An 18594-nucleotide genomic window follows, 5' to 3' on the forward strand; every position below is an offset into this window, starting at 1 on the left:
GGAATCTGCGCTTAACTGAACGGCATTAGGGCAAGCCAGCTCCCACAACAAGCCCGCTCGCCAGGTTGTTGCGCGACAGCGCCAAGGCGGCGCCTTCCGCATTTAAACCAGCGCTTGTCTGAGATGTGGCGCCAAATCCCCGGGTTTGTGGCAAACTTCGCGCCCATAAATGCCGGGATCGTCGCAAGGGCTGCGACGCGATGGAATAAAGCGATGCCAGTTTGATGCCACTGGATGGAATCAAACGACTTACAGTTTGGTACTAAAGTGCCAATACCTTCTGCCTGACCTATCCAGAGGAACGACCGTGCATAACGTCGTCATCAGCGGCACTGGCCTGTACACCCCGGCCAACAGCATCTCCAACGAAGAGCTGGTGCAGTCTTTCAATGCTTACGTGCATCAGTTCAACACCGACAACGCCGCCGCCATCGAGCGCGGTGAGGTGCAGGCGCTGACCGAGTCCAGCGCGGCCTTTATCGAGAAGGCATCGGGTATCAAGAGTCGCTTTGTGATGGACAAGGAGGGCATCCTTGACCCGCAACGCATGGCCCCGCGCCTGCCCGAGCGCAGCAATGACGAGTGGTCGGTGCTCTGCCAGATGGCCGTCGCCGCCGCCGAACAGGCGCTGCAGCGCGCCGGCAGGACCGCCGCCGATATCGACGGCGTGATCGTCGCCTGCTCCAACCTGCAACGCGCCTACCCGGCGATTGCCATTGAAGTCCAGGAAGCGCTGGGCATCGAAGGCTTCGGCTTCGACATGAACGTGGCGTGTTCCTCGGCCACCTTCGGTATCCAGAACGCCGCCAACAGCATCCAGCTGGGCCAGGCCCGGGCGATCCTGATGGTCAACCCGGAAGTCTGCACCGGCCACTTGAATTTCCGTGACCGCGACAGCCACTTCATCTTTGGCGACGCGGCCACCGCTGTGCTGCTGGAGCGCGCCGACCTCGCCACCTCCGAGCATCAGTTCGAGGTGGTCAGCACCAAGCTGCTGACCAAGTTCTCCAACACCATCCGCAACAACTTCGGCTTCCTCAACCGCGCCGCCGAAGAAGGCGTCGGCGCGCCGGACAAACTGTTCGTGCAGGAAGGCCGCAAGGTGTTCCGCGATGTGTGCCCGATGGTGGCCGAACTGATCGGCGTGCACCTGGAAGAAAACCAGTTGAACGTGGGCGACGTGAAACGCTTCTGGCTGCACCAGGCCAACCTGAGCATGAACCACCTGATCGTGAAGAAGCTGTTGGGCCGCGAAGCGACGGTGGAAGAAGCGCCGGTGATTCTCGATACCTACGCCAACACCAGCTCCGCAGGCTCGGTGATTGCGTTTCACAAAAACCAGGACGACCTGGCCAAGGGCTCTGTCGCCGTGCTCAGCTCCTTTGGCGCCGGCTATTCGATCGGCAGCGTGATCCTGCGCAAGCGCTGATTTTCTGCTTGCAGGCGTGATTGGAGCGGTTTTATCCGGAATGTCGAGGTCTTGAATGGCAGCAGCGGACGACGCGCACCTGCTTGAACGCCTGCTCAAGGGAGAGCAGCAGGCCTATAAGGAACTGGTCACCGCCTACCAGAGCGCCATGCGCGCCGTGGCGTATGCCATCGTCGGCCAGCGCCACGCCGATGAAGTGGTGCAGGACGCCTGGCTGTCGGTGGTGCGCAACCTCGGCAAATTCGAGGGGCGGTCCAGTCTCAAGACCTGGTTACTGACCATCACGGCCAACGCCGCCAAGGGCCGCTACAGGCAGAACCGTCGGGAAGTGCTGCTCGACGATCTGCCTTCGCCCCATGGCACGATTGGCGCAGAGCGTTTTTCCCCTGACGATGGCCACTGGGCGGTCGCCCCGTATGCCTGGCATCAGGACAGCCCGGAAGCCTTGTTGACCGAAGATGAGCTGCGCAATTGCCTGGAGCATACGCTACTGAGTTTGTCGGACTTGCAGAGCAGCGTGCTGGTGCTGCGTGAACGCCAGGGCCTGGAGCTGGAAGAAATCTGTAATCTTTTGACGCTCTCGCTCTCGAATGTGCGTGTGCTGTTGCATCGAGCGCGGCTCAAGGTATTCGCCACGGTGGAGCATTTTGAGGAAACGGGAGAATGTTGACCTGTAAGGAACAAGTGGCACGCTCCAGTGATTACCTCGATGGGCAACTGACCTTTCGCGAGCGTCTGCTGGTGCGTCATCACTTGATGTTCTGCCCGAACTGCCGCCGCTTTATCCGTCAGATGCGCCTGATGCAGGCGACGCTGAAGAAGATGCCGCAGGCACCGGTGCCGGAGGTGGATGCCCTGGCCGAACGGCTGGCTGCCGAGCGGCGCAAGGGCGGGTAGCGGCGTTATCAGAACTTGGCTTCAGCATCCAGCTGCAGGGTGTTGGTGTTGGCATCACGCTGCGTACGGCTGGCGAAGTCGGCCTTGGTCAGGAAGTACGTGGCGCCGAGGGCGAAGTTCTTGTCGATGTCGTAGCTGACCTTCATCTTGTGACCGCGCGAGCCGGTGGTGCCGTTGGCGAAGTCCGAGTCGGTAAAGGCGCCGACCACTGCGTTACGTTGAACATCGCGGTAGTTGTAGTCCAGGTTGAAACCGAACACCTTGGACTTGGCACCTACCAGCCACGCTGTGTCCTGATCGGTCACGGCATCGTTGTTTTTCACGTACTGACCATAGAACGCCAGGGGCACGGCCAGGCCACCGATGTCTGCCTGGGCGAAGCCTTCGTACAGACGGAATTCGTTGTCGGCCGAATTACCGTTGACTGCCAGTGCGCAAGGCGTGGTGGTGGTTGTGCAGCGGCTGTCGCGGTCGTTCTGGTAGGCGTAGACGCTGCCGCCCAGGGTCATTTTCAGGTTGTCGGTGATCGAGAAGCGCGTACCCAACTGGCCGGATGTCAGGCGCAGGTCGTGGCGAAACTGCACGCCGTCGCCGTCGACGTTGTCCTTGAGGTTGTAGTTGCCCAGGCTGCCGAACAGCTCGGCGCTGCTGCCCAGTGGGTATTTGTAGGTGACTGCGAGGCCTTCGGGGTTGATGTCGCTGTCCCAGATCACGTCGCCCATGCTCACCCACGGTTGCAGCATCTTGCCGCCGATCACGTGCAGGTTCTTGATCTGGTCCGGGTGGTAGTCGATGTAGCCAAGGTCCAGCCAGATCGATTTCTTGTCGAAATAGCCGTCCTGGTCCTGGTTGGTGGAGCGCGCATCGTCGCCGCCGCCGGTGGCGATGCGGATGCCGGTGTCCACTTGCGGGTTGATTTCGGTGTAGGCGCCCAGGCGCGCACGGATACGTTGACGGTCCTTGTCACGGCCGCCGTTGTTGGGCTCGCCGTCGATCTTGATGGTTTCCTGGCGGAACCGCACGTCGCCCTTGAACTGGGTCTTGGCGGCCCAGGCGAGTTTCTGGTCGAACGTGCTCAGGTCGTTGGTCTTTTTCGCGGTGGCGGCGATCTGTTCGTTGCTCTCTTGCTGAGCTTGCCGCGCGATCTGCTGTTCTTTCTGGTCCTTGGCCAGTTCGGTTTGCAGTTCGGTGTACTGCGCCGCAGTGATCTGGCCGTTGGCCTTGAGCATGTCGAGCAATTTAGCGTCGACTGCAGCGCTGGCCGGCACGCTCAGGGCCAATAACAGGCCGCCGCACAGGACCGCTGCAGTTTTGGTGGAAGCAAGACGCATATCAATCTCCGAAAGTGAGGAGGAGGGAATAGACCCTCCAGGACACGAACGCCCTATGAAGGACGCGAAAAATGGCTATTTGGTTAGAACCAGATGCTCTAAAAAACACGGCTAGTATTGCTGTCGTTTATGACGAAGTAGTGGCTAAATCATGTCGTCTTGATGACAAATGCCTTGTCCGTGGAACTATTGGTCTAGAGCCCTGTCCGCCGTTTTTCGAGGTGTGAACAGTGCCGTGATGAGCGATACTCGCCAGGCTTATATGCCAACCGCCAGTGAGGATGCCGATGCCGTTGCAACGTCTGGACAACCTGTCCGAAATCGCCCCGTCGGTGTGGGATGCGCTGGTGCCGCAGGCTCAGCCGTTCGTGCGGCATGCTTTCTTGAGTGCGCTGGAAGACAGCGCCAGCCTGGGCCCGCAATCGGGCTGGCGGCCCGAGCATCTGCTGCACTGGGAGGGTGATCGACTGGTGGCGGCGTTGCCCAGTTATCGCAAGTGGCATTCCTACGGCGAATATGTGTTCGACCATGGCTGGGCTGATGCCTGTGCGCGTGCCGGCATCGACTACTACCCCAAGCTGCTCACGGCGGTACCGTTCAGCCCGGTAAGCGGGCCGCGCCTGCTGGCGGCGAGTGCCGAGGACGGTTTCGAGCTGCTCAACAGCCTGCCGGGTTACCTGGAAATCGAAGGGCTTTCCAGTGCACATATCAACTTCACCGACGTGTTGGCCGATGACGCCTTGACCCGGCAGCCGGGCTGGTTGCAGCGCCTGGGTTGCCAATTTCACTGGCAGAACCGTGGCTACCGCGATTTCCAGGACTTCCTCGACGCCTTGAGCTCACGCAAGCGCAAACAGATGCGCAAGGAACGCGAACAGGTGGCGGGGCAGGGCATCGAGTTCGAGTGGCTGCACGGCCATCAACTGACAGAAGCGCAGTGGGATTTCGTCTACGCCTGTTACGCCAACACCTACGCGGTACGCCGCCAGGCTCCTTACCTGACCCGCGCGTTTTTCAGCCTGCTGGCCGAGCGCATGCCCGAGATGATCCGCGTGGTGCTGGCCAAACAGGGTTCGCGCCCGGTGGCGATGGCGTTCAGTCTGATCGGCGGCGACAGTTTTTATGGGCGTTACTGGGGCTGCCTGGCCGAATTCGACCGCCTGCATTTCGAGACCTGTTTCTACCAGGGCATGGACTACGCCATCGCCGAAGGCCTGCAACGCTTCGATGCAGGCGCCCAGGGCGAGCACAAACTGATTCGCGGGTTCGAGCCGGTGATCACCCGCTCGTGGCATTACCTGCGCCATCTGGGGTTGAAGAATGCCGTGGAAGATTTTCTGGAGAGAGAGCGCGTGGGGATTCTGGCGTATGCCGAAGAGGCGAGGTCAGCCCTGCCTTATCGGCAGGGCTGAACACGCCCGGTTTTAGCCTGGCGCCTCCTTGCCAAGCCATCGATACATCACGCCACCGATCACCGCACCCAGGATCGGCGCGAGCCAGAACAACCACAACTGCTCGATCGCCCACCCGCCCACCAGCAGGGCCGGGCCGGTACTGCGGGCCGGGTTGACCGAGGTGTTGGTCACGGGGATGGAGATCAGGTGGATCAGTGTCAGGGCCAACCCGATGGCGATGGGCGCGAGGCCCTTGGGCGCGCGTCTGTCGGTGGCGCCGAGGATGATCACAACGAACATCGTGGTCATCACCAGCTCACAGACAAACGCCGCCGCCAGCGAATAACCGCCCGGAGAATGCTCGCCATAGCCGTTGGACGCCAGGCCGCCAGCCAATTCAAATCCTGGCTTGCCGCTGGCGATGAAGTACAACAATGCGGCGGCGACTGCTGCGCCGATGACTTGGGCGACAAAATAGGCCGGCAACTCCCGCGCCGGAAACCTTCCGCCCACCACCAGCCCCACCGATACCGCCGGGTTGAGGTGACAACCACTGATAGTGCCGATCGCGACCGCCATGGTCAGCACCGTCAGCCCGAACGCCAGCGCAACGCCCAACAGGCCAATACCGACTGCAGGAAACGCTGCGGCCAATACCGCACTCCCGCAACCGCCCAACACCAGCCAAAACGTACCCAACCCCTCTGTGACTGAACGTTTGAACAAAGACATGCAGCCCGTCCTTGATAGATCTCTATCTAATCAGTAAATCATGATGCTCCCTGCAGATTTACTTCAGCGCCCCTCTGGGCACTGCACTGATTACAGCACGGTTTTGATACAAGTCCAGGGCATGAATAATCACCAGAAGCCCGTGGCTGCTGGGGTTTGATGCAGACGTCGTTGAGTGAATTCGATCAAATATGGGAGGGGGAGAGCCCCCTCACGTATTTTAAGAGATGTTTGCGTCAGTCGATTCCGACAAACCCACCCGTCTGGTGTTGCCACAGCCGTGCATACAGGCCGCCGTGTGCCAGCAACTGCGCATGGCTGCCGCTTTCGGCAATCCGGCCCTTCTCCAGCACCACCAGGCGGTCCATGCGTGCGATGGTCGACAGACGGTGCGCAATCGCAATAACGGTCTTGCCCTGCATCAGGGTTTCCAGACTTTCCTGAATCGCTGCTTCCACTTCCGAGTCGAGTGCCGAGGTGGCTTCGTCCATGATCAGAATCGGCGCGTCCTTGAGCAGCACGCGGGCGATGGCGATGCGCTGACGCTGCCCGCCGGAGAGTTTGACGCCGCGCTCGCCCACATGGGCATCGAGCCCGGTGCGGCCCTCGGCGTCCGAGAGCAGCGGGATGAACTCATCGGCGCGCGCCTTGTGGATCGCGGCCCAGAGTTCTTCATCGGTGGCGTCGGGCTTGCCGTACAACAGGTTGTCGCGGATCGAACGATGCAGCAGCGATGTGTCCTGGGTGATCATGCCGATCTGCTCGCGCAGGGTTTCCTGGGCGACTTCGGCGATGTTCTGGCCGTCGATCAGGATGCGTCCGCCTTGCAGGTCGTAGAGGCGCAGCAGCAGGTTGACCAAGGTTGACTTGCCCGCGCCCGATGGGCCGATCAGGCCGATCTTTTCCCCGGCCTTGATCTCAAGGTTCAGGCCGCCAATGATCCCGCTCTGCTTGCCATAGTGGAAATCCACCTGCTCGAAGCGCACCTCGCCATGGGGGACTTGCAGGCGCTGGGCGTTGTCGCGGTCGATCACGGCCAGGGGTTGTGCGATGGTTTTGAGGCCGTCCTGCACCATGCCGATGTTTTCGAAAATGCCGTTGACCACCCACATGATCCAGCCGGACATGTTGACGATGCGGATCACCAGGCCGGTGGCCAGGGCAATCGCGCCCACCGAGATGAGCGAGTGCGTCCACAGCCACAGCGCAAGGCCGGTGGTGGTGACGATCAGCAGGCCGTTCATGGTGGTGATCACCACGTCCATACTGGTCACCACGCGGCTGGCCAACTGGGTTTTTTCGGTCTGCTCGATGATCGCTTCCCTGGCGTATTCCTGTTCGGACTGGGTATGGGCGAACAGCTTCAGGGTGGTGATGTTGGTATAGCCATCGACGATGCGCCCCATCAGTTTGGAGCGCGCCTCGGAGGAAATCACCGAGCGCTCCTTCACCCGTGGCACGAAGTAGCGCAGCGCCAGGCTGTAGCAGACGATCCAGGTCACCAGCGGAATCATCAGGCGCCAGTCGGCCTCGGCAAACAGCACCAGGGCGCTGATGGCGTAGATCGCCACGTGCCAGATCGCGTCCACGGCCGCCACGGCGGAGTCACGCAGGGAGTTGCCGGTCTGCATGATGCGCTGGGCGATGCGCCCGGCAAAATCGTTCTGGAAGAAATTCAGGCTCTGTTTGAGCACATAGCTGTGGTTTTGCCAGCGGATCAGGCTGGTCATGCCGGGGCTGATGGTCTGGTGCACCAGCAGGTCGTGCAGTGCGCCGAAAATCGGGCGCAGCAGCAGGGCGACCACGGCCATCCAGATCAACTCGGTGCTGTGCACCTGGAAGAAGTCGGCGGGTGGCGTGCCCTGGGCCAGGTCGATGATGCGGCTCAGGTAGCTGAACAGCGCGACTTCGATCAATGCCCCGATCAGGCCCACCACCAGCAAGGCGGCGAAGTGCGGCCATACCTGACGCAGGTAGTAAAGGTAAAAAGGCAGGACTTTATCAGGTGGGGCGGCGCTGGGCGCGTCGCGGAAGATGTCGATCAGTTGTTCAAAACGACGATAGAGCATGGGTTGACACCCGCCGGGCGGGCTCTCCTTTCAAATGCGCGCGCGGCCTTGTGGGCCGCGCACGGAACTCCCTGCAAACCTTAGTCGATGCGCTTGGCCGACTTGATCCGGACAGGGTCGATTGGCACGTTCTGCATGCCTTGCTGGGTGGTGGTCTGGGAGTTGACGATGACGTCGACTACGTCCATGCCCTTGACCACTTTGGCGAATACCGCGTAACCGGCATCGCGACCCGGGTCGAGGAAGGCGTTGTCGGCCACGTTGATAAAGAACTGGCTGGTGGCCGAATCCGGGTTGGAGGTGCGCGCCATCGCCAGCGTGCCGCGTACGTTATGCAGGCCGTTGCTGGCTTCGTTCTTGATCGGCGCTTCGGTCGGCTTTTGCGACATCTGCTGGGTGAACCCGCCGCCCTGGACCATGAAGCCCGGAATGACACGGTGGAAAATCGTGTCGGTGTAGAAACCCTTGTCCACATAGGCCAGGAAGTTCTTGGTGCTGATCGGCGCCTTGACCGGGTCCAGTTCGATTTCAATGTCGCCGTTGGTAGTGGAGATCAACACATGGGGGGGCTTGGCCGGCTGGGCCGCCATCAGGTTGGCGGCAAACAGTACGGAACCGGCAAAGAAGGCAATTTTTTTCAGCATGGGGTCAGTGATCCTGAGTGGTGGTGTCGAGTGGTCGTGTTCGGCGCTGGGACAGGGTTAGGACCGGTCATCCTGGCGCGTTGTTCCTGCCGATCCCGGCGCGCAATGGCGTCGAAGCGGGCGAGATAAGCATGTTTGTGATTGTTTGCCCAGCCTTGGGCCCTGGATGAACGCCTTTTCAGCTCTGCCTGGGCGCGGCAAAAGGCGCGTCCAGCGGCGCCGTGTCAAAGCTGCGCAGCAATTCAACCAGGATTTGCGTGGCCGGCCCGAGGGGTTTGTCCTTATTCGAGTACAGATAAAACGTGGGGTGGCGGCTGGCCCCCTGTTCCAAGGGTAGCTGCTTGAGCACGCCCTCGGCGATTTCGCGTTCGATCAGGTGCCGCGGCAGCCACGCAAAGCCCAGGCCGCTGCCCACGAAGGAGGCAGCGGTGGCCAGGCTGCCGACGGTCCAGCGCTGTTCGGCGCCGAGCCAGCCCACGTCGCGCGGCTGCTGGCGCCCGGAGTCGCGAATCACCACTTGCATCTGGCTTTCCAGGTCCTGGAAGCTCAGCTCGCGATTCATGCGGTGCAGGGGGTGATCGGGGTGGGCAACGGCAATGAATTCCACGTCGCTCAGTTCGGTGCCCAGGTAACCGGCAATGCTGAAGCTGCAGATCGCGAGGTCGGCCACGCCTTCAATCAACAGCTCTTCGACGCCCGACAGCACCTCTTCACGCAGACGCACGCGGCAGCCACGGCTTTGCGGCATGAACGCGGTCAGCGCGCGCACCAGACGCGTGTTGGGGTAGGCGGCATCCACCACCAGCCGCACTTCGGCTTCCCAGCCTTGTTCCATGTGGTGGGCGAGGTCTTCCAGTTGGCTGGCGTTCTTGACCAGTTGGCGGGAACGGCGCAGCAGCACCTCACCGGCGTCGGTGAGTACGGCCTTGCGCCCGTCGATACGCAACAGCGGCACGCCGAGCTGGTCCTGCATGCGCGCCACGGTGTAGCTCACCGAGGACTGCGATCGGTGCAGCGCTTCGGCGGCCTGGGCGAAGCCGCCGTGGTCGACCACGGCCTGCAGCGTGCGCCATTGATCAAGGGTAACGCGGGGCGCTTTCAAGATGGGTTCCTCTTGTCCTAAGCTGACAGTCCTTATTGGAGACTGCCGAATGAGAAAATTGTGTTGTGTGCTGCTGGCGCTGCTGCCGATCAGTGCGTTTGCCTACCCTATCGATGTGAGCAAGAAAATCGAAGGCGTAAGCATCGATTACACGGCGTCGGACGTGGACGCCGACATCAGCTCGATCCAGTTGAGCAACTACGGCAGCAACGACGCGGTGTGTTCGGTCATCTTCACCAACGGTCCGGAATCGCCGCGCCGCCGCACGGTCACGGTGCCGGCCGGTAAAAACACCCACACCACGGTCAAATTCAACCGCGCGATCATCAAGATGCGCATTGCCCTGGCGTGCAGCCCGAAATAGAGCGTCGACGGCGCTTGCTCTGCTTATAAACAACTTTATAGATGGGTTATAGCAGTTTTTTGCGCTTTTTTATCGAGTGGGCCCTGGTTAATCTCCATTCCATTGTCTGACAGCATTTGCAGATGGAGCCTACAAGCACACATGCCACGTTCTGATCATTGAAAGCTGCGGCCATCAGGGCGCGGTTTGCTCGGGTCGCCTGATCCTTTAATCGTCAGATAATCGCGCGCTGTTTACATGGCTCCACGCAAACCCTTCAAGTACGCGTACGAACCTCCCTTTGCAATTGTTGCTCCTGAGTGCTCCTGCCCGACTGCCGCTTTAGCGAGGTCGGGTTTTTTTTGCCCCGAGTTTCTTCAAGCGTCGAAAACCTTTACTGTCCCGCCCATTCGAAACGAGGCGCGCATGGGCTATCTACTGATTGTCACCCTGATTCAGGCATTTTCCTTCAGCTTGATCGGCGAATACCTCGCCGGTCACGTCGACAGCTACTTCGCAGTGTTGGTGCGCGTGGTGCTGGCCGGCTTGATCTTTCTCCCGCTGACCCGCTGGCGCTCGGTGGAGCCGGCCTTCATGCGCAGCATGCTGGTGATCGGCGCGTTGCAGTTTGGCGTGACCTATGTCTGCCTGTACCTGAGCTTTCGCGTATTGACGGTGCCGGAAGTGTTGCTGTTCACCATCCTCACGCCGTTGCATGTGACGCTGATCGAAGATGCTCTCAACCGGCGCTTCAACCCGTGGGCGCTGGTGGCGGCACTGGTGGCGGTGGCGGGCGCAGCGGTGATTCGCTTCGACCAGATCACGCCAAACTTCCTGATGGGTTTTCTGCTGCTGCAACTGGCCAACTTCACCTACGCCGCCGGGCAGGTCATGTACAAGCATTTGGTGGCGCGTTATCCGAGCGATCAGCCGCACTACCGGCGTTTCGGTTATTTCTATCTGGGGGCGTTGCTGGTGGTGCTGCCGGCGTTTCTGCTGTTCGGCAAGGCCGACTTTTTGCCGCAGGCGCCGTTGCAGTGGGGCGTGTTGCTGTTCCTGGGTCTGGTCAGCACCGCGCTGGGCATGTACTGGTGGAACAAGGGCGCGTGCCTGGTCAATGGCGGCACGCTGGCGGTGGTCAACAACCTGCATGTGCCGGTGGGGCTGTTGCTGAACCTGCTGATCTGGAACCAGCATGAGCCGCTGGGGCGCCTGGCGTTGGGTGGGTTGGTGATTCTGGCGGCGGTGTGGATCAGCCGGCTTGGTATTCGCAAAGAGCCGGCTCACCCCTGAAACGTTAGAGGGCGCTGTTTTCCTGCGCAGGCAGTGGGCTGAACACGCCTGCCCGCAGGTCATTGCCGCTTGGCTGCTGATACAGGCTCAAGCCGAATTCCGGCAACACCGCCAACAGGTAATCAAAAATATCCCCCTGGATCCGTTCGTAATCCGCCCACGCGGTGGTGCGGGTAAAGCAGTAGATTTCCAGTGGCACGCCCTGGGCGGTGGTTTGCATCTGGCGCACCATGCAGGTCATGTTCGGCTGAATGTCCGGATGGCTTTTCAGATAGGCCAGGGCGTAGGCGCGGAAGGTGCCGAGGTTGGTCATGCGGCGACGGTTGGCCGACAGTTGCGCGCTGTTGCCCTGGGCCTCGTTCCAGGCCTTGAGTTCGGCCTGCTTGCGGCTGATGTAGTCGGTGAGCAGGTGAACCTGGGTCATGCGCACTTCTTCGTCATCGCGCAGAAAGCGCACGCCGCTGGCATCGATAAACAGGCTGCGCTTGATGCGGCGCCCGCCCGAGGCCTGCATGCCGCGCCAGTTCTTGAACGACTCCGACATCAGACGCCAGGTGGGGATGGAGACGATGGTTTTGTCAAAGTTCTGCACCTTGACCGTGTGCAGGGTGATGTCCACCACATCGCCGTCGGCGCCCACCTGAGGCATCTCGATCCAGTCGCCCACGCGCAGCATGTCGTTGCTGGTGAGCTGCACGCTGGCGACGAATGACAGCAGGGTGTCCTTGTACACCAACAGGATGACCGCCGACATGGCACCCAGACCGGACAGCAGCAACAGCGGCGAGCGGTCGATCAAGGTGGCGACGATGATGATCGCGGCAAACACGAACAACACCATTTTCGTCAACTGCACATAGCCCTTGATCGAGCGGGTGCGGGCGTGTTCGGTGCGCGCGTAGATGTCCAGCAACGCGTTGAGCAGGGCGCTCACGGCCAGCGTCATGAACAGGATGGTGATTGCCAGGGACACGTTGCCGATAAACAGGATGGCGGTCTTGCTCAGGTCCGGCACCAGGTACAGGCCGAACTGGATCACCAGGGACGGCGTCATTTGCGCCAGACGATGAAACACTTTGTTGTGCCGCAGGTCGTTGAGCCAGTGCAGGGCCGGTTGCCGGCCGAGCAGCTTGACCGCGTGCAGGATCAGGTAACGTGCCACGCGCCCGAGCAACAGGGCCACCACCAGCAATACCAGCAGGCCGAGGCTGGAATGCAGCAACGGATGCTCGTCGAGGGTGCCCCAGAGATCTTGCACGTTGCGCCACAGCTGTTTGATATCCATGGGTAAAGCCGATTCCTCTGTAAGACAAGACGGGGCCGATTAGAGCATTTAAGTGCGCTGAAGTTGACGCTATGGACAAATACACTCACAAAAAAGCTGCCGATTAGCACTGTTCGCGTAAAGAAACTCGGTTTGGACGCCCGAAACCGTTACCCTATGCAGCTGATATTTTGTATTTCTTCGAGGTAGCACCCGTGTTTTCCCAATTCGCCCTGCACGAACGCCTGCTCAAAGCCGTGGCCGAGCTTAAATTTGTCGAGCCAACGCCTGTGCAGGCAGCGGCCATTCCGCTCGCGCTCGAAGGGCGTGACCTGCGGGTGACGGCTCAAACCGGCAGTGGCAAGACCGCCGCTTTCGTCCTGCCGATTCTCAACCGCCTGATCGGCCCGGCCAAAGTGCGTGTCAGCATCAAGACGCTGATCCTGCTGCCCACCCGCGAGCTGGCCCAGCAGACCTTGAAGGAAGTGGAGCGCTTTTCGCAGTTCACCTTCATCAAGTCCGGCCTGATCACCGGCGGCGAAGACTTCAAGGTCCAGGCCGCGATGCTGCGCAAGGTGCCGGACATCCTGATCGGCACGCCGGGCCGCATGATCGAGCAGCTCAACGCCGGTAACCTCGACCTCAAGGAAGTCGAAGTGCTGGTGCTCGACGAAGCCGACCGCATGCTCGACATGGGCTTTGCCGACGACGTGCAGCGTCTGGTCAGTGAGTGCGTCAACCGTCAGCAGACCATGCTCTTCTCCGCCACCACCGGCGGCTCGACCCTGCGCGACATGGTCGCCAAGGTGCTGAACAACCCTGAGCACTTGCAGGTCAACAACGTCAGCGACCTGAACGCGACCACGCGTCAGCAGATCGTCATGGCTGACCACAACGTGCACAAGGAACAGATCCTCAACTGGTTGTTGGCCAACGAGACGTATCAGAAGGCCATTGTGTTCACCAACACCCGCGCCGCTGCCGACCGCATCTACGGTCGTCTGGTGGCCCAGGAATACAAGGCGTTCGTGCTGCACGGCGAAAAAGATCAGAAGGACCGCAAACTGGCCATCGACCGTCTGAAGGCGGGCGGCGTGAAGATTCTGGTCGCCACTGACGTCGCCGCGCGCGGCCTGGACGTGGATGGCCTGGATATGGTCATCAACTTTGATATGCCCCGTAGCGGCGACGAATACGTGCACCGTATCGGCCGCACCGGGCGTGCCGGCAACGATGGCCTGGCGATCTCGCTGATCTGCCACGGCGATTGGAACCTGATGTCGAGCATCGAGCGCTACCTCAAGCAGTCGTTCGAGCGCCGCACTATCAAGGAAGTCAAAGGCACTTACACCGGGCCGAAGAAGGTCAAGGCATCGGGCAAGGCTGTTGGCGTGAAGAAGAAAAAGACCGACGCCAAGGGCGACAAGAAGAAAGCCGGCGCCAAGTCGCCGACCAAGCGCAAGATTGCCAATCGCCCGAAGACCGACAATCTGTCCCTCGTCAGCAAGGATGGCATGGCCCCGCTCAAACGTCGCAAGCCGGAAGCGCCGGCTGCGGAATAACGCGCAGGCAACAAAAAAACCGGACAATGTCCGGTTTTTTTATGCGCGATGATGTGCGCCTGGCGCCGGGAACGTCTGGAAACTTCAGGAAAATGGCGTCTGTCCATTCGGCTGAACGCAGAGTGATGCTGTGGGTCACAGCTTTTACGGGCTACTTTTCAACGGCCTGCAGGAGGAATCAGGATGACGACTTACAACTGGGATCTGATCGAACGTTTGCTGCACGAAGTGCAGAACGGCGAGGGCAGCTTTGCTCCGCGCAAATACGCCGCGCAGGAAGCTGCTGGCAAGGCCATGGCGGGCGAATCGGCCGGCAACCTTGATGCGCTGAAAGAAACCGCTGCGGATTATGAAGCGCTGTTGCTCAAGCGCGGGTTCATTGAATCGCGCCCGGAGGCAGAGGGTGGCAATGGCGAGAATTTCATTTTGACGCCGCGGGGTTCGAGCCTGCTGTCGTTGATCGACAGTGCAATTCCCGGCGAACGCGATACGCGCCAGGTCCTCGACGAACAGGTAGATGCGCTGGATGAGGCAACTTTCGAAAAAGTGGCTTCCCAAGCCGCGATTGCCGGTGGTGCGATCTGAAGGTCATGCCCGACCCATGTGGGAGTGGGCTTGCTCCCGATAGCGGTAGGTCAGTCATCAATAGGCTGACCGACACCCGCAATCGTTAGCAAACCCCACCCCACACATGGTTATCAGTTGGCAGCCTTCAGGCACTTCAATGCTTTGAAATCACCCCGCACACCGTCGATTTTTTGCGTGAGCTTGATTCGCTGTTGTGCGGAACTCTGCGCCATCAAATCCACGATCAGGCTGCGCGCCGCCGCTTCCGTCTGGGCATAGGCTGCGCGGTATTCCGGCGTCCACAAGCTTTCGCGATCCACCAGTAATTGCTGCACCTTCTGTGGGAAATCGGCACTGTGGCGTTGCTTCACGGCGTCGATGAGCTGGGCCTGCCAATGGGCGCGATTGCCGATCCAGGCGGTGTTCTGATCACCCAGTTCCGTTGACCAGGCCATCACGCGGCTCTGCTGGCTGGCGCTGAGCGGTCCCATCCAGGCATCCAGGCGCTTGTTCATCCGCTCGGCGCGCTCCTTGATCTGCTGGGTCAGTGGCGGCTTCAGGTATTCGTCCTGGCGTTTGCGCAGGTCCTTGGCCAGGGCGTCGTTCATCTCCTTGACCTGTTGATCATCCAGCCCTTGCAGCAGTTGAATCGCCGATGGCGTGATCTCCCGCGCGACGTCGGCGATCGCCTGTTTGGCTTCGACAGTGCGCGCTTGCAGCGCTGCATCGGTGACCTGATTGTCATCGACCATCTGCTGCAGGCGATCCAGCCAGTCCAGATAACCCGGCAACTGCGTGGTGCAATGCCAGGCCAGGTGCTGCTTGAGGGTGTCGTTGAACCAGCTCTTCTGCCCGGCATTCATGTCCAGGTAGTCGTTGAGGGTCCAGGGGATGATCACGTCGAGATTGCGGTAGGCCAGGCCCACGCGATTGCAGCCGGCGAGCACCAGGCCGAGCGTCAGCAGTACCACCAGAAGTTTGAGCCGGCGTAGCATGGGCGGGTCCTTGCGCAGAGGGGTTCACGTATCTGAACCTGCGCGAGGCGCGACAGTTCAGCCCATTAATAAAACGAGCGGGCGGCCTTCAAGGTCAATAGGCCATCGCATTGCGAGTTGTGTCCGGAGTAGGCCGAACAGTCGCCGCCGCTAAGGCTGGAGTCGCTGTAGATCAGGTCCAGATCGATGCCTTTCCATGCCCTGGAAAACTGTACCGACCAGTCACTGAAGCTGCGGATCGAGCCGTTGTCCACCGCGACCGGGGTGCCGAGTTGATGGGTGGTGTACTTCATGCTGACACCGATGCCGAAGGGCTGGGTGCCGGTGAGGTCGGCAAACAGCGTGCTGTCCTGACGGTCGGGGTCGTTGCTGAAGGAAGCGCCGAAACGGTTGCCGAGCAGGTTGAGGCCGCCGTAGAACTCCTGGCTGTCGAGGGGGCTGAGCGTGGGGTAGCTGTAGTGGATCAGGCCGACTTCGTAGCCCAGGGTCTGATCGAAAGGGTGTTTGAAGCCCATGTACGAATCGACTTCGAGGTCGCGGGAGGACGATAGCCCCATATTCGGCGAAAATTGACCAAAGTACAGGCCGCTGTTGTGGCTTAAATCCAGGCCGCCGTGGAATGAGTCGCTGCCGGGCGAGGTGGGCTTGACCAAGCCCTGAGCCATGGAGCGGCTGGGCGTGGTGCCCAACTTGAGGTCGAAGTCTCCCCATTCGCGCTGAAATATCTGCGCTTCGGCGAGCGGGCTGGCGATCAGGGCGCTGACCAGAAAAATGCATGGTTTGAACATGCTTCACTCCATGAAAAGCGAGGAGCAGGACGGACGAAATCGGGCAGATGCCCGTGCTAGACGTGTGCAAGCATAACGGCGAATGATCGGCGATGAGGCCCGTTCGTCGATTAGCGCAGTTTGAGGTAAAGCAGGAGGGTGTCTCGGATTCCAGTCCTAGCGCCTTGAGGACAAGACGCGTAGGGACCAGATGTGCTGCGCGGGTGTTACTTCTTGCCCAGGCTGATCTGCTTGGACGGGCCGAAAGTCTGGCCGCTCACGCCCTTGGCAATTTGCTGGATTTCGCCGCCGGACTTGAGGAAAGCAGCAATCTGGCTGTTGATCGATTCGCTGGTTTCAACGGCGGGAGCTGGCTTTGCTTTGCTGTTGGATGCTTTTACACGCATGGCGGCCACTAACCTGTAGAGAATTAACTTGGCCAGGCATAGTACAGGAAATACTTGACAATTGCTTGGCAAATATCCCCAGGAGGCTGAGTGTCAGGCTGGTAATGGAGGCCCATTAATCCCTGAATTAAATGGCTAACTTACTGTTTTAAATAGAATCAACAGGCTGGACGGTGCCAGGTAGCGCGCCAGCATCCAGCGAAGTGATCAGACGAGCGGGCTGCGCCAGTGGAACGCCATGCCTGCCCGCGATTTTCGAGGGCCACGCGCGTGCCGGTCTCAACTCGGGTAGAATGCCGCCCACGTAATGAGGGTATTTGGAAATGGCTTTAGTCGGGCGCTACAACAGCTTGCAAGTGGTTAAACACACTCACTTTGGTTTGTACCTGGACGGTGCGCAGGATGGCGAAATCCTCTTGCCCAATCGGTATATCCCCAAGGATATTCCCAGTGAAGATGAAGACTGGCTTAACGTTTTCATTTATCTGGACAGCGATGACAAACTTATCGCCACGACGGAAAAACCCAAAGTTCAGGTTGGCGAATTCGCCAGTTTGAAAGTCGTTGAAGTGAATAGTATTGGTGTGTTCCTCGATTGGGGGCTGCCCAAGGATCTGTTGCTGCCGTATTCGGAAGAAAAACGCCAGTTGACCGCTGGTGAATACTGCGTGGTGCACGTCTACCTCGACAAACACACCCGGCGCATTACCGCCACCGCACGCCTCGACCGCTACCTCGACAAGACGCCGGCCAATTACCAGGTGGGCCAGGAAGTCGACCTGCTGGTGGCTGAAGCGACCGACATGGGTTTCAAGGCGATCATCAACAACAAACACTGGGGCCTGATTCACAAGAATGAGGTGTTCAAGTTCCTGCGCCCCGGCAAGGAAGAGAAGGGTTTCATCAAGGAAATTCGCGCCGATGGCAACATCAGCCTGAGCCTGCAGCCGGTCGGCCAGGAAGCGGCGTCGAGCCTCAACTCGAAGATTCTCGCCAAGTTGCGCGACAACAACGGCACGTTGCCGGTCAGCGATAAAAGTGATCCTGCGGTTATCAGCAACTTGTTCGGCGTGAGCAAGGGCAACTTCAAGAAGGCGATTGGTGCGCTCTATAAACAGGGCCAGATCGTGATTCACGCGGATCGCATTGAACTAAGCTGAGCGCGGTTTGCTCTAGCTGTAGGCGCACACTCGCTCCTACAAGGTCCTTCGTGATGTCCAAGAAAACGCTGTTTGCCTGCCTCGGCACCCTCGTTGCCTTTCTGATTCTCGACGGCCTGTGGCTTGGCGTGCTCATGGGGCCTACCTACAAATCCCTGCTCGGTTCGCTGATGCTTGATCAGCCGCGCGTGCTGCCCGCTGTGCTGTTCTATGTTCTCTACGTCATTGGTTGCGTGGTGTTCGTGGTGCTGCCCAGCGCGAGCTGGCAGCGCGCCGCGCGCATGGGCGCCTTGCTCGGACTGGTGGCCTACGGCACGTACGACCTGAGCAACTGGGCCACCTTGCAGGGTTGGTCCGCCGGGCTTGCGCTGATGGATATGGCCTGGGGCACCTTCCTGACGGCAACCTGTTGCACGGTAGGGTACCTGTGTGCACAACGAGTGCACCGGTGATTGTGTACAGGATTGATCTGCACCGTTGTTGAGCGCGGCTCCCGCAGCTGAAGCGCCATGTACCCCTTTGGAGCGCCGTTCCAGAGGGATTGTGTGCTATTGGCACGCAATCTGCTGACTACCTCGTATACAAACCATGCCGCCTCCCGTATGCACCCTGTTACGGATGCGCAGGCCGGTATTTCG

Annotated in this window: 19 protein-coding genes; 10 read left to right on the plus strand and 9 right to left on the minus strand. The window is 60.1% G+C overall.

The window, feature by feature from the left end; translation table 11 throughout:
- The first annotated feature begins 307 nt into the window (after window positions 1-307).
- From LUB09_RS02515 to LUB09_RS02525, 3 genes are read left to right on the plus strand one after another with little or no spacing between them, the layout of a single operon-like run.
- Window positions 308-1429 carry a beta-ketoacyl-ACP synthase III gene (locus LUB09_RS02515; RefSeq protein WP_231421514.1) on the plus strand — a complete coding sequence of 374 codons (1122 nt, stop codon included), beginning with the start codon at window positions 308-310 and terminating at the stop codon, window positions 1427-1429.
- Between the two features lie 55 nt (window positions 1430-1484).
- The gene (locus LUB09_RS02520; protein WP_209983606.1) at window positions 1485-2099 is read left to right on the plus strand and encodes an RNA polymerase sigma factor; all 615 of its coding nucleotides are present in this window, start codon (window positions 1485-1487) and stop codon (window positions 2097-2099) included.
- Complete coding sequence (locus LUB09_RS02525; protein ID WP_209983605.1) at window positions 2093-2326, plus strand: anti-sigma factor family protein; 234 nt, start codon at window positions 2093-2095, stop codon at window positions 2324-2326. Before LUB09_RS02520 ends, LUB09_RS02525 begins: the two co-directional genes overlap by 7 nt.
- Window positions 2327-2334: 8 nt before the next feature.
- Here LUB09_RS02525 and LUB09_RS02530 read toward each other — a convergent pair whose 3' ends face one another.
- A complete protein-coding gene (locus LUB09_RS02530) occupies window positions 2335-3657 on the minus strand; it encodes a putative porin (protein WP_209983603.1) in 1323 nt (440 codons plus the stop codon).
- Window positions 3658-3944: 287 nt separating this feature from the next.
- Here LUB09_RS02530 and LUB09_RS02535 point away from each other — a divergent pair, with 287 nt between their 5' ends.
- Window positions 3945-5069, plus strand: coding sequence for a GNAT family N-acetyltransferase (locus LUB09_RS02535; RefSeq protein ID WP_231421516.1), 1125 nt, complete (start codon window positions 3945-3947; stop codon window positions 5067-5069).
- Between the two features lie 12 nt (window positions 5070-5081).
- On the opposite strand, the gene aqpZ is transcribed toward LUB09_RS02535, so the two are convergent.
- From aqpZ to LUB09_RS02555, 4 genes are all read right to left on the minus strand, one after another.
- A complete protein-coding gene (gene aqpZ / locus LUB09_RS02540; protein ID WP_231421518.1) occupies window positions 5082-5783 on the minus strand; it encodes an aquaporin Z in 702 nt (233 codons plus the stop codon).
- Window positions 5784-6019: 236 nt separating this feature from the next.
- Window positions 6020-7852 carry an ABC transporter ATP-binding protein gene (locus LUB09_RS02545; protein ID WP_209983597.1) on the minus strand — a complete coding sequence of 611 codons (1833 nt, stop codon included), beginning with the start codon at window positions 7850-7852 and terminating at the stop codon, window positions 6020-6022.
- A gap of 80 nt (window positions 7853-7932) precedes the next feature.
- Entirely contained in the window at window positions 7933-8496 is a 564-nt protein-coding gene (locus LUB09_RS02550) for a peptidylprolyl isomerase (protein ID WP_231421523.1), read from the minus strand.
- Window positions 8497-8674: 178 nt separating this feature from the next.
- Window positions 8675-9598 (minus strand): LysR family transcriptional regulator, encoded by a 924-nt coding sequence (locus tag LUB09_RS02555; protein WP_003230476.1) that lies wholly within the window; start codon window positions 9596-9598, stop codon window positions 8675-8677.
- Window positions 9599-9647: 49 nt separating this feature from the next.
- On the opposite strand from LUB09_RS02555, the gene LUB09_RS02560 reads away from it, so the two are divergent.
- Together LUB09_RS02560 and LUB09_RS02565 are read left to right on the plus strand one after the other, a co-directional pair.
- Window positions 9648-9962, plus strand: coding sequence for a 3-phosphoglycerate kinase (locus tag LUB09_RS02560; RefSeq protein ID WP_209983593.1), 315 nt, complete (start codon window positions 9648-9650; stop codon window positions 9960-9962).
- Between the two features lie 405 nt (window positions 9963-10367).
- Window positions 10368-11234, plus strand: a complete 867-nt coding sequence (locus tag LUB09_RS02565) for a carboxylate/amino acid/amine transporter (protein WP_231421524.1) — start codon at window positions 10368-10370, stop codon at window positions 11232-11234.
- Window positions 11235-11238: 4 nt separating this feature from the next.
- Here LUB09_RS02565 and LUB09_RS02570 read toward each other — a convergent pair whose 3' ends face one another.
- Window positions 11239-12519: a mechanosensitive ion channel family protein gene (locus tag LUB09_RS02570; RefSeq protein ID WP_209983589.1), complete on the minus strand. Its 1281-nt coding sequence runs from the start codon at window positions 12517-12519 to the stop codon at window positions 11239-11241.
- A gap of 194 nt (window positions 12520-12713) precedes the next feature.
- Here LUB09_RS02570 and LUB09_RS02575 point away from each other — a divergent pair, with 194 nt between their 5' ends.
- Together LUB09_RS02575 and LUB09_RS02580 are read left to right on the plus strand one after the other, a co-directional pair.
- Entirely contained in the window at window positions 12714-14060 is a 1347-nt protein-coding gene (locus LUB09_RS02575) for a DEAD/DEAH box helicase (RefSeq protein WP_003230485.1), read from the plus strand.
- A 183-nt stretch (window positions 14061-14243) separates the two neighbouring features.
- Entirely contained in the window at window positions 14244-14645 is a 402-nt protein-coding gene (locus LUB09_RS02580; RefSeq protein ID WP_209983587.1) for a transcriptional regulator, read from the plus strand.
- A gap of 113 nt (window positions 14646-14758) precedes the next feature.
- Here the strand turns inward: LUB09_RS02580 and LUB09_RS02585 are convergent, their stop codons facing one another.
- From LUB09_RS02585 to LUB09_RS02595, 3 genes are all read right to left on the minus strand, one after another.
- Window positions 14759-15622, minus strand: a complete 864-nt coding sequence (locus tag LUB09_RS02585; RefSeq protein ID WP_231421526.1) for a DUF6279 family lipoprotein — start codon at window positions 15620-15622, stop codon at window positions 14759-14761.
- A 65-nt stretch (window positions 15623-15687) separates the two neighbouring features.
- Window positions 15688-16410, minus strand: a complete 723-nt coding sequence (locus tag LUB09_RS02590; protein ID WP_209983583.1) for a TorF family putative porin — start codon at window positions 16408-16410, stop codon at window positions 15688-15690.
- Window positions 16411-16616: 206 nt separating this feature from the next.
- Window positions 16617-16796: a hypothetical protein gene (locus LUB09_RS02595; protein ID WP_003193095.1), complete on the minus strand. Its 180-nt coding sequence runs from the start codon at window positions 16794-16796 to the stop codon at window positions 16617-16619.
- A 323-nt stretch (window positions 16797-17119) separates the two neighbouring features.
- Here LUB09_RS02595 and LUB09_RS02600 point away from each other — a divergent pair, with 323 nt between their 5' ends.
- Both LUB09_RS02600 and LUB09_RS02605 read left to right on the plus strand, forming a co-directional pair.
- Window positions 17120-17956, plus strand: coding sequence for a CvfB family protein (locus tag LUB09_RS02600; protein WP_231421529.1), 837 nt, complete (start codon window positions 17120-17122; stop codon window positions 17954-17956).
- Between the two features lie 53 nt (window positions 17957-18009).
- Window positions 18010-18408, plus strand: coding sequence for a DUF2177 family protein (locus tag LUB09_RS02605; RefSeq protein ID WP_231421531.1), 399 nt, complete (start codon window positions 18010-18012; stop codon window positions 18406-18408).
- The last annotated feature ends 186 nt before the right edge of the window (window positions 18409-18594 follow it).

It is taken from the genome of Pseudomonas sp. Leaf59 (assembly GCF_920984685.1).
Taxonomy (GTDB): Bacteria; Pseudomonadota; Gammaproteobacteria; order Pseudomonadales; family Pseudomonadaceae; genus Aquipseudomonas.

Excerpts from the sequence above, each read along its gene's own strand:
- LUB09_RS02550 (WP_231421523.1), bottom strand. The coding sequence starts at position 8,496 with ATGCTGAAAAAAATTGCCTTCTTTGCCGGTTCCGTACTGTTTGCCGCC.
- LUB09_RS02585 (WP_231421526.1), bottom strand. The coding sequence starts at position 15,622 with ATGCTACGCCGGCTCAAACTTCTGGTGGTACTGCTGACGCTCGGCCTG.
- LUB09_RS02560 (WP_209983593.1), top strand. The coding sequence starts at position 9,648 with ATGAGAAAATTGTGTTGTGTGCTGCTGGCGCTGCTGCCGATCAGTGCG.
- LUB09_RS02525 (WP_209983605.1), top strand. The coding sequence starts at position 2,093 with ATGTTGACCTGTAAGGAACAAGTGGCACGCTCCAGTGATTACCTCGAT.
- LUB09_RS02605 (WP_231421531.1), top strand. The coding sequence starts at position 18,010 with ATGTCCAAGAAAACGCTGTTTGCCTGCCTCGGCACCCTCGTTGCCTTT.
- LUB09_RS02580 (WP_209983587.1), top strand. The coding sequence starts at position 14,244 with ATGACGACTTACAACTGGGATCTGATCGAACGTTTGCTGCACGAAGTG.
- LUB09_RS02535 (WP_231421516.1), top strand. The coding sequence starts at position 3,945 with ATGCCGTTGCAACGTCTGGACAACCTGTCCGAAATCGCCCCGTCGGTG.
- LUB09_RS02590 (WP_209983583.1), bottom strand. The coding sequence starts at position 16,410 with ATGTTCAAACCATGCATTTTTCTGGTCAGCGCCCTGATCGCCAGCCCG.
- LUB09_RS02520 (WP_209983606.1), top strand. The coding sequence starts at position 1,485 with ATGGCAGCAGCGGACGACGCGCACCTGCTTGAACGCCTGCTCAAGGGA.
- LUB09_RS02595 (WP_003193095.1), bottom strand. The coding sequence starts at position 16,796 with ATGCGTGTAAAAGCATCCAACAGCAAAGCAAAGCCAGCTCCCGCCGTT.
- LUB09_RS02600 (WP_231421529.1), top strand. The coding sequence starts at position 17,120 with ATGGCTTTAGTCGGGCGCTACAACAGCTTGCAAGTGGTTAAACACACT.
- aqpZ (WP_231421518.1), bottom strand. The coding sequence starts at position 5,783 with ATGTCTTTGTTCAAACGTTCAGTCACAGAGGGGTTGGGTACGTTTTGG.
- LUB09_RS02565 (WP_231421524.1), top strand. The coding sequence starts at position 10,368 with ATGGGCTATCTACTGATTGTCACCCTGATTCAGGCATTTTCCTTCAGC.
- LUB09_RS02545 (WP_209983597.1), bottom strand. The coding sequence starts at position 7,852 with ATGCTCTATCGTCGTTTTGAACAACTGATCGACATCTTCCGCGACGCG.
- LUB09_RS02530 (WP_209983603.1), bottom strand. The coding sequence starts at position 3,657 with ATGCGTCTTGCTTCCACCAAAACTGCAGCGGTCCTGTGCGGCGGCCTG.
- LUB09_RS02570 (WP_209983589.1), bottom strand. The coding sequence starts at position 12,519 with ATGGATATCAAACAGCTGTGGCGCAACGTGCAAGATCTCTGGGGCACC.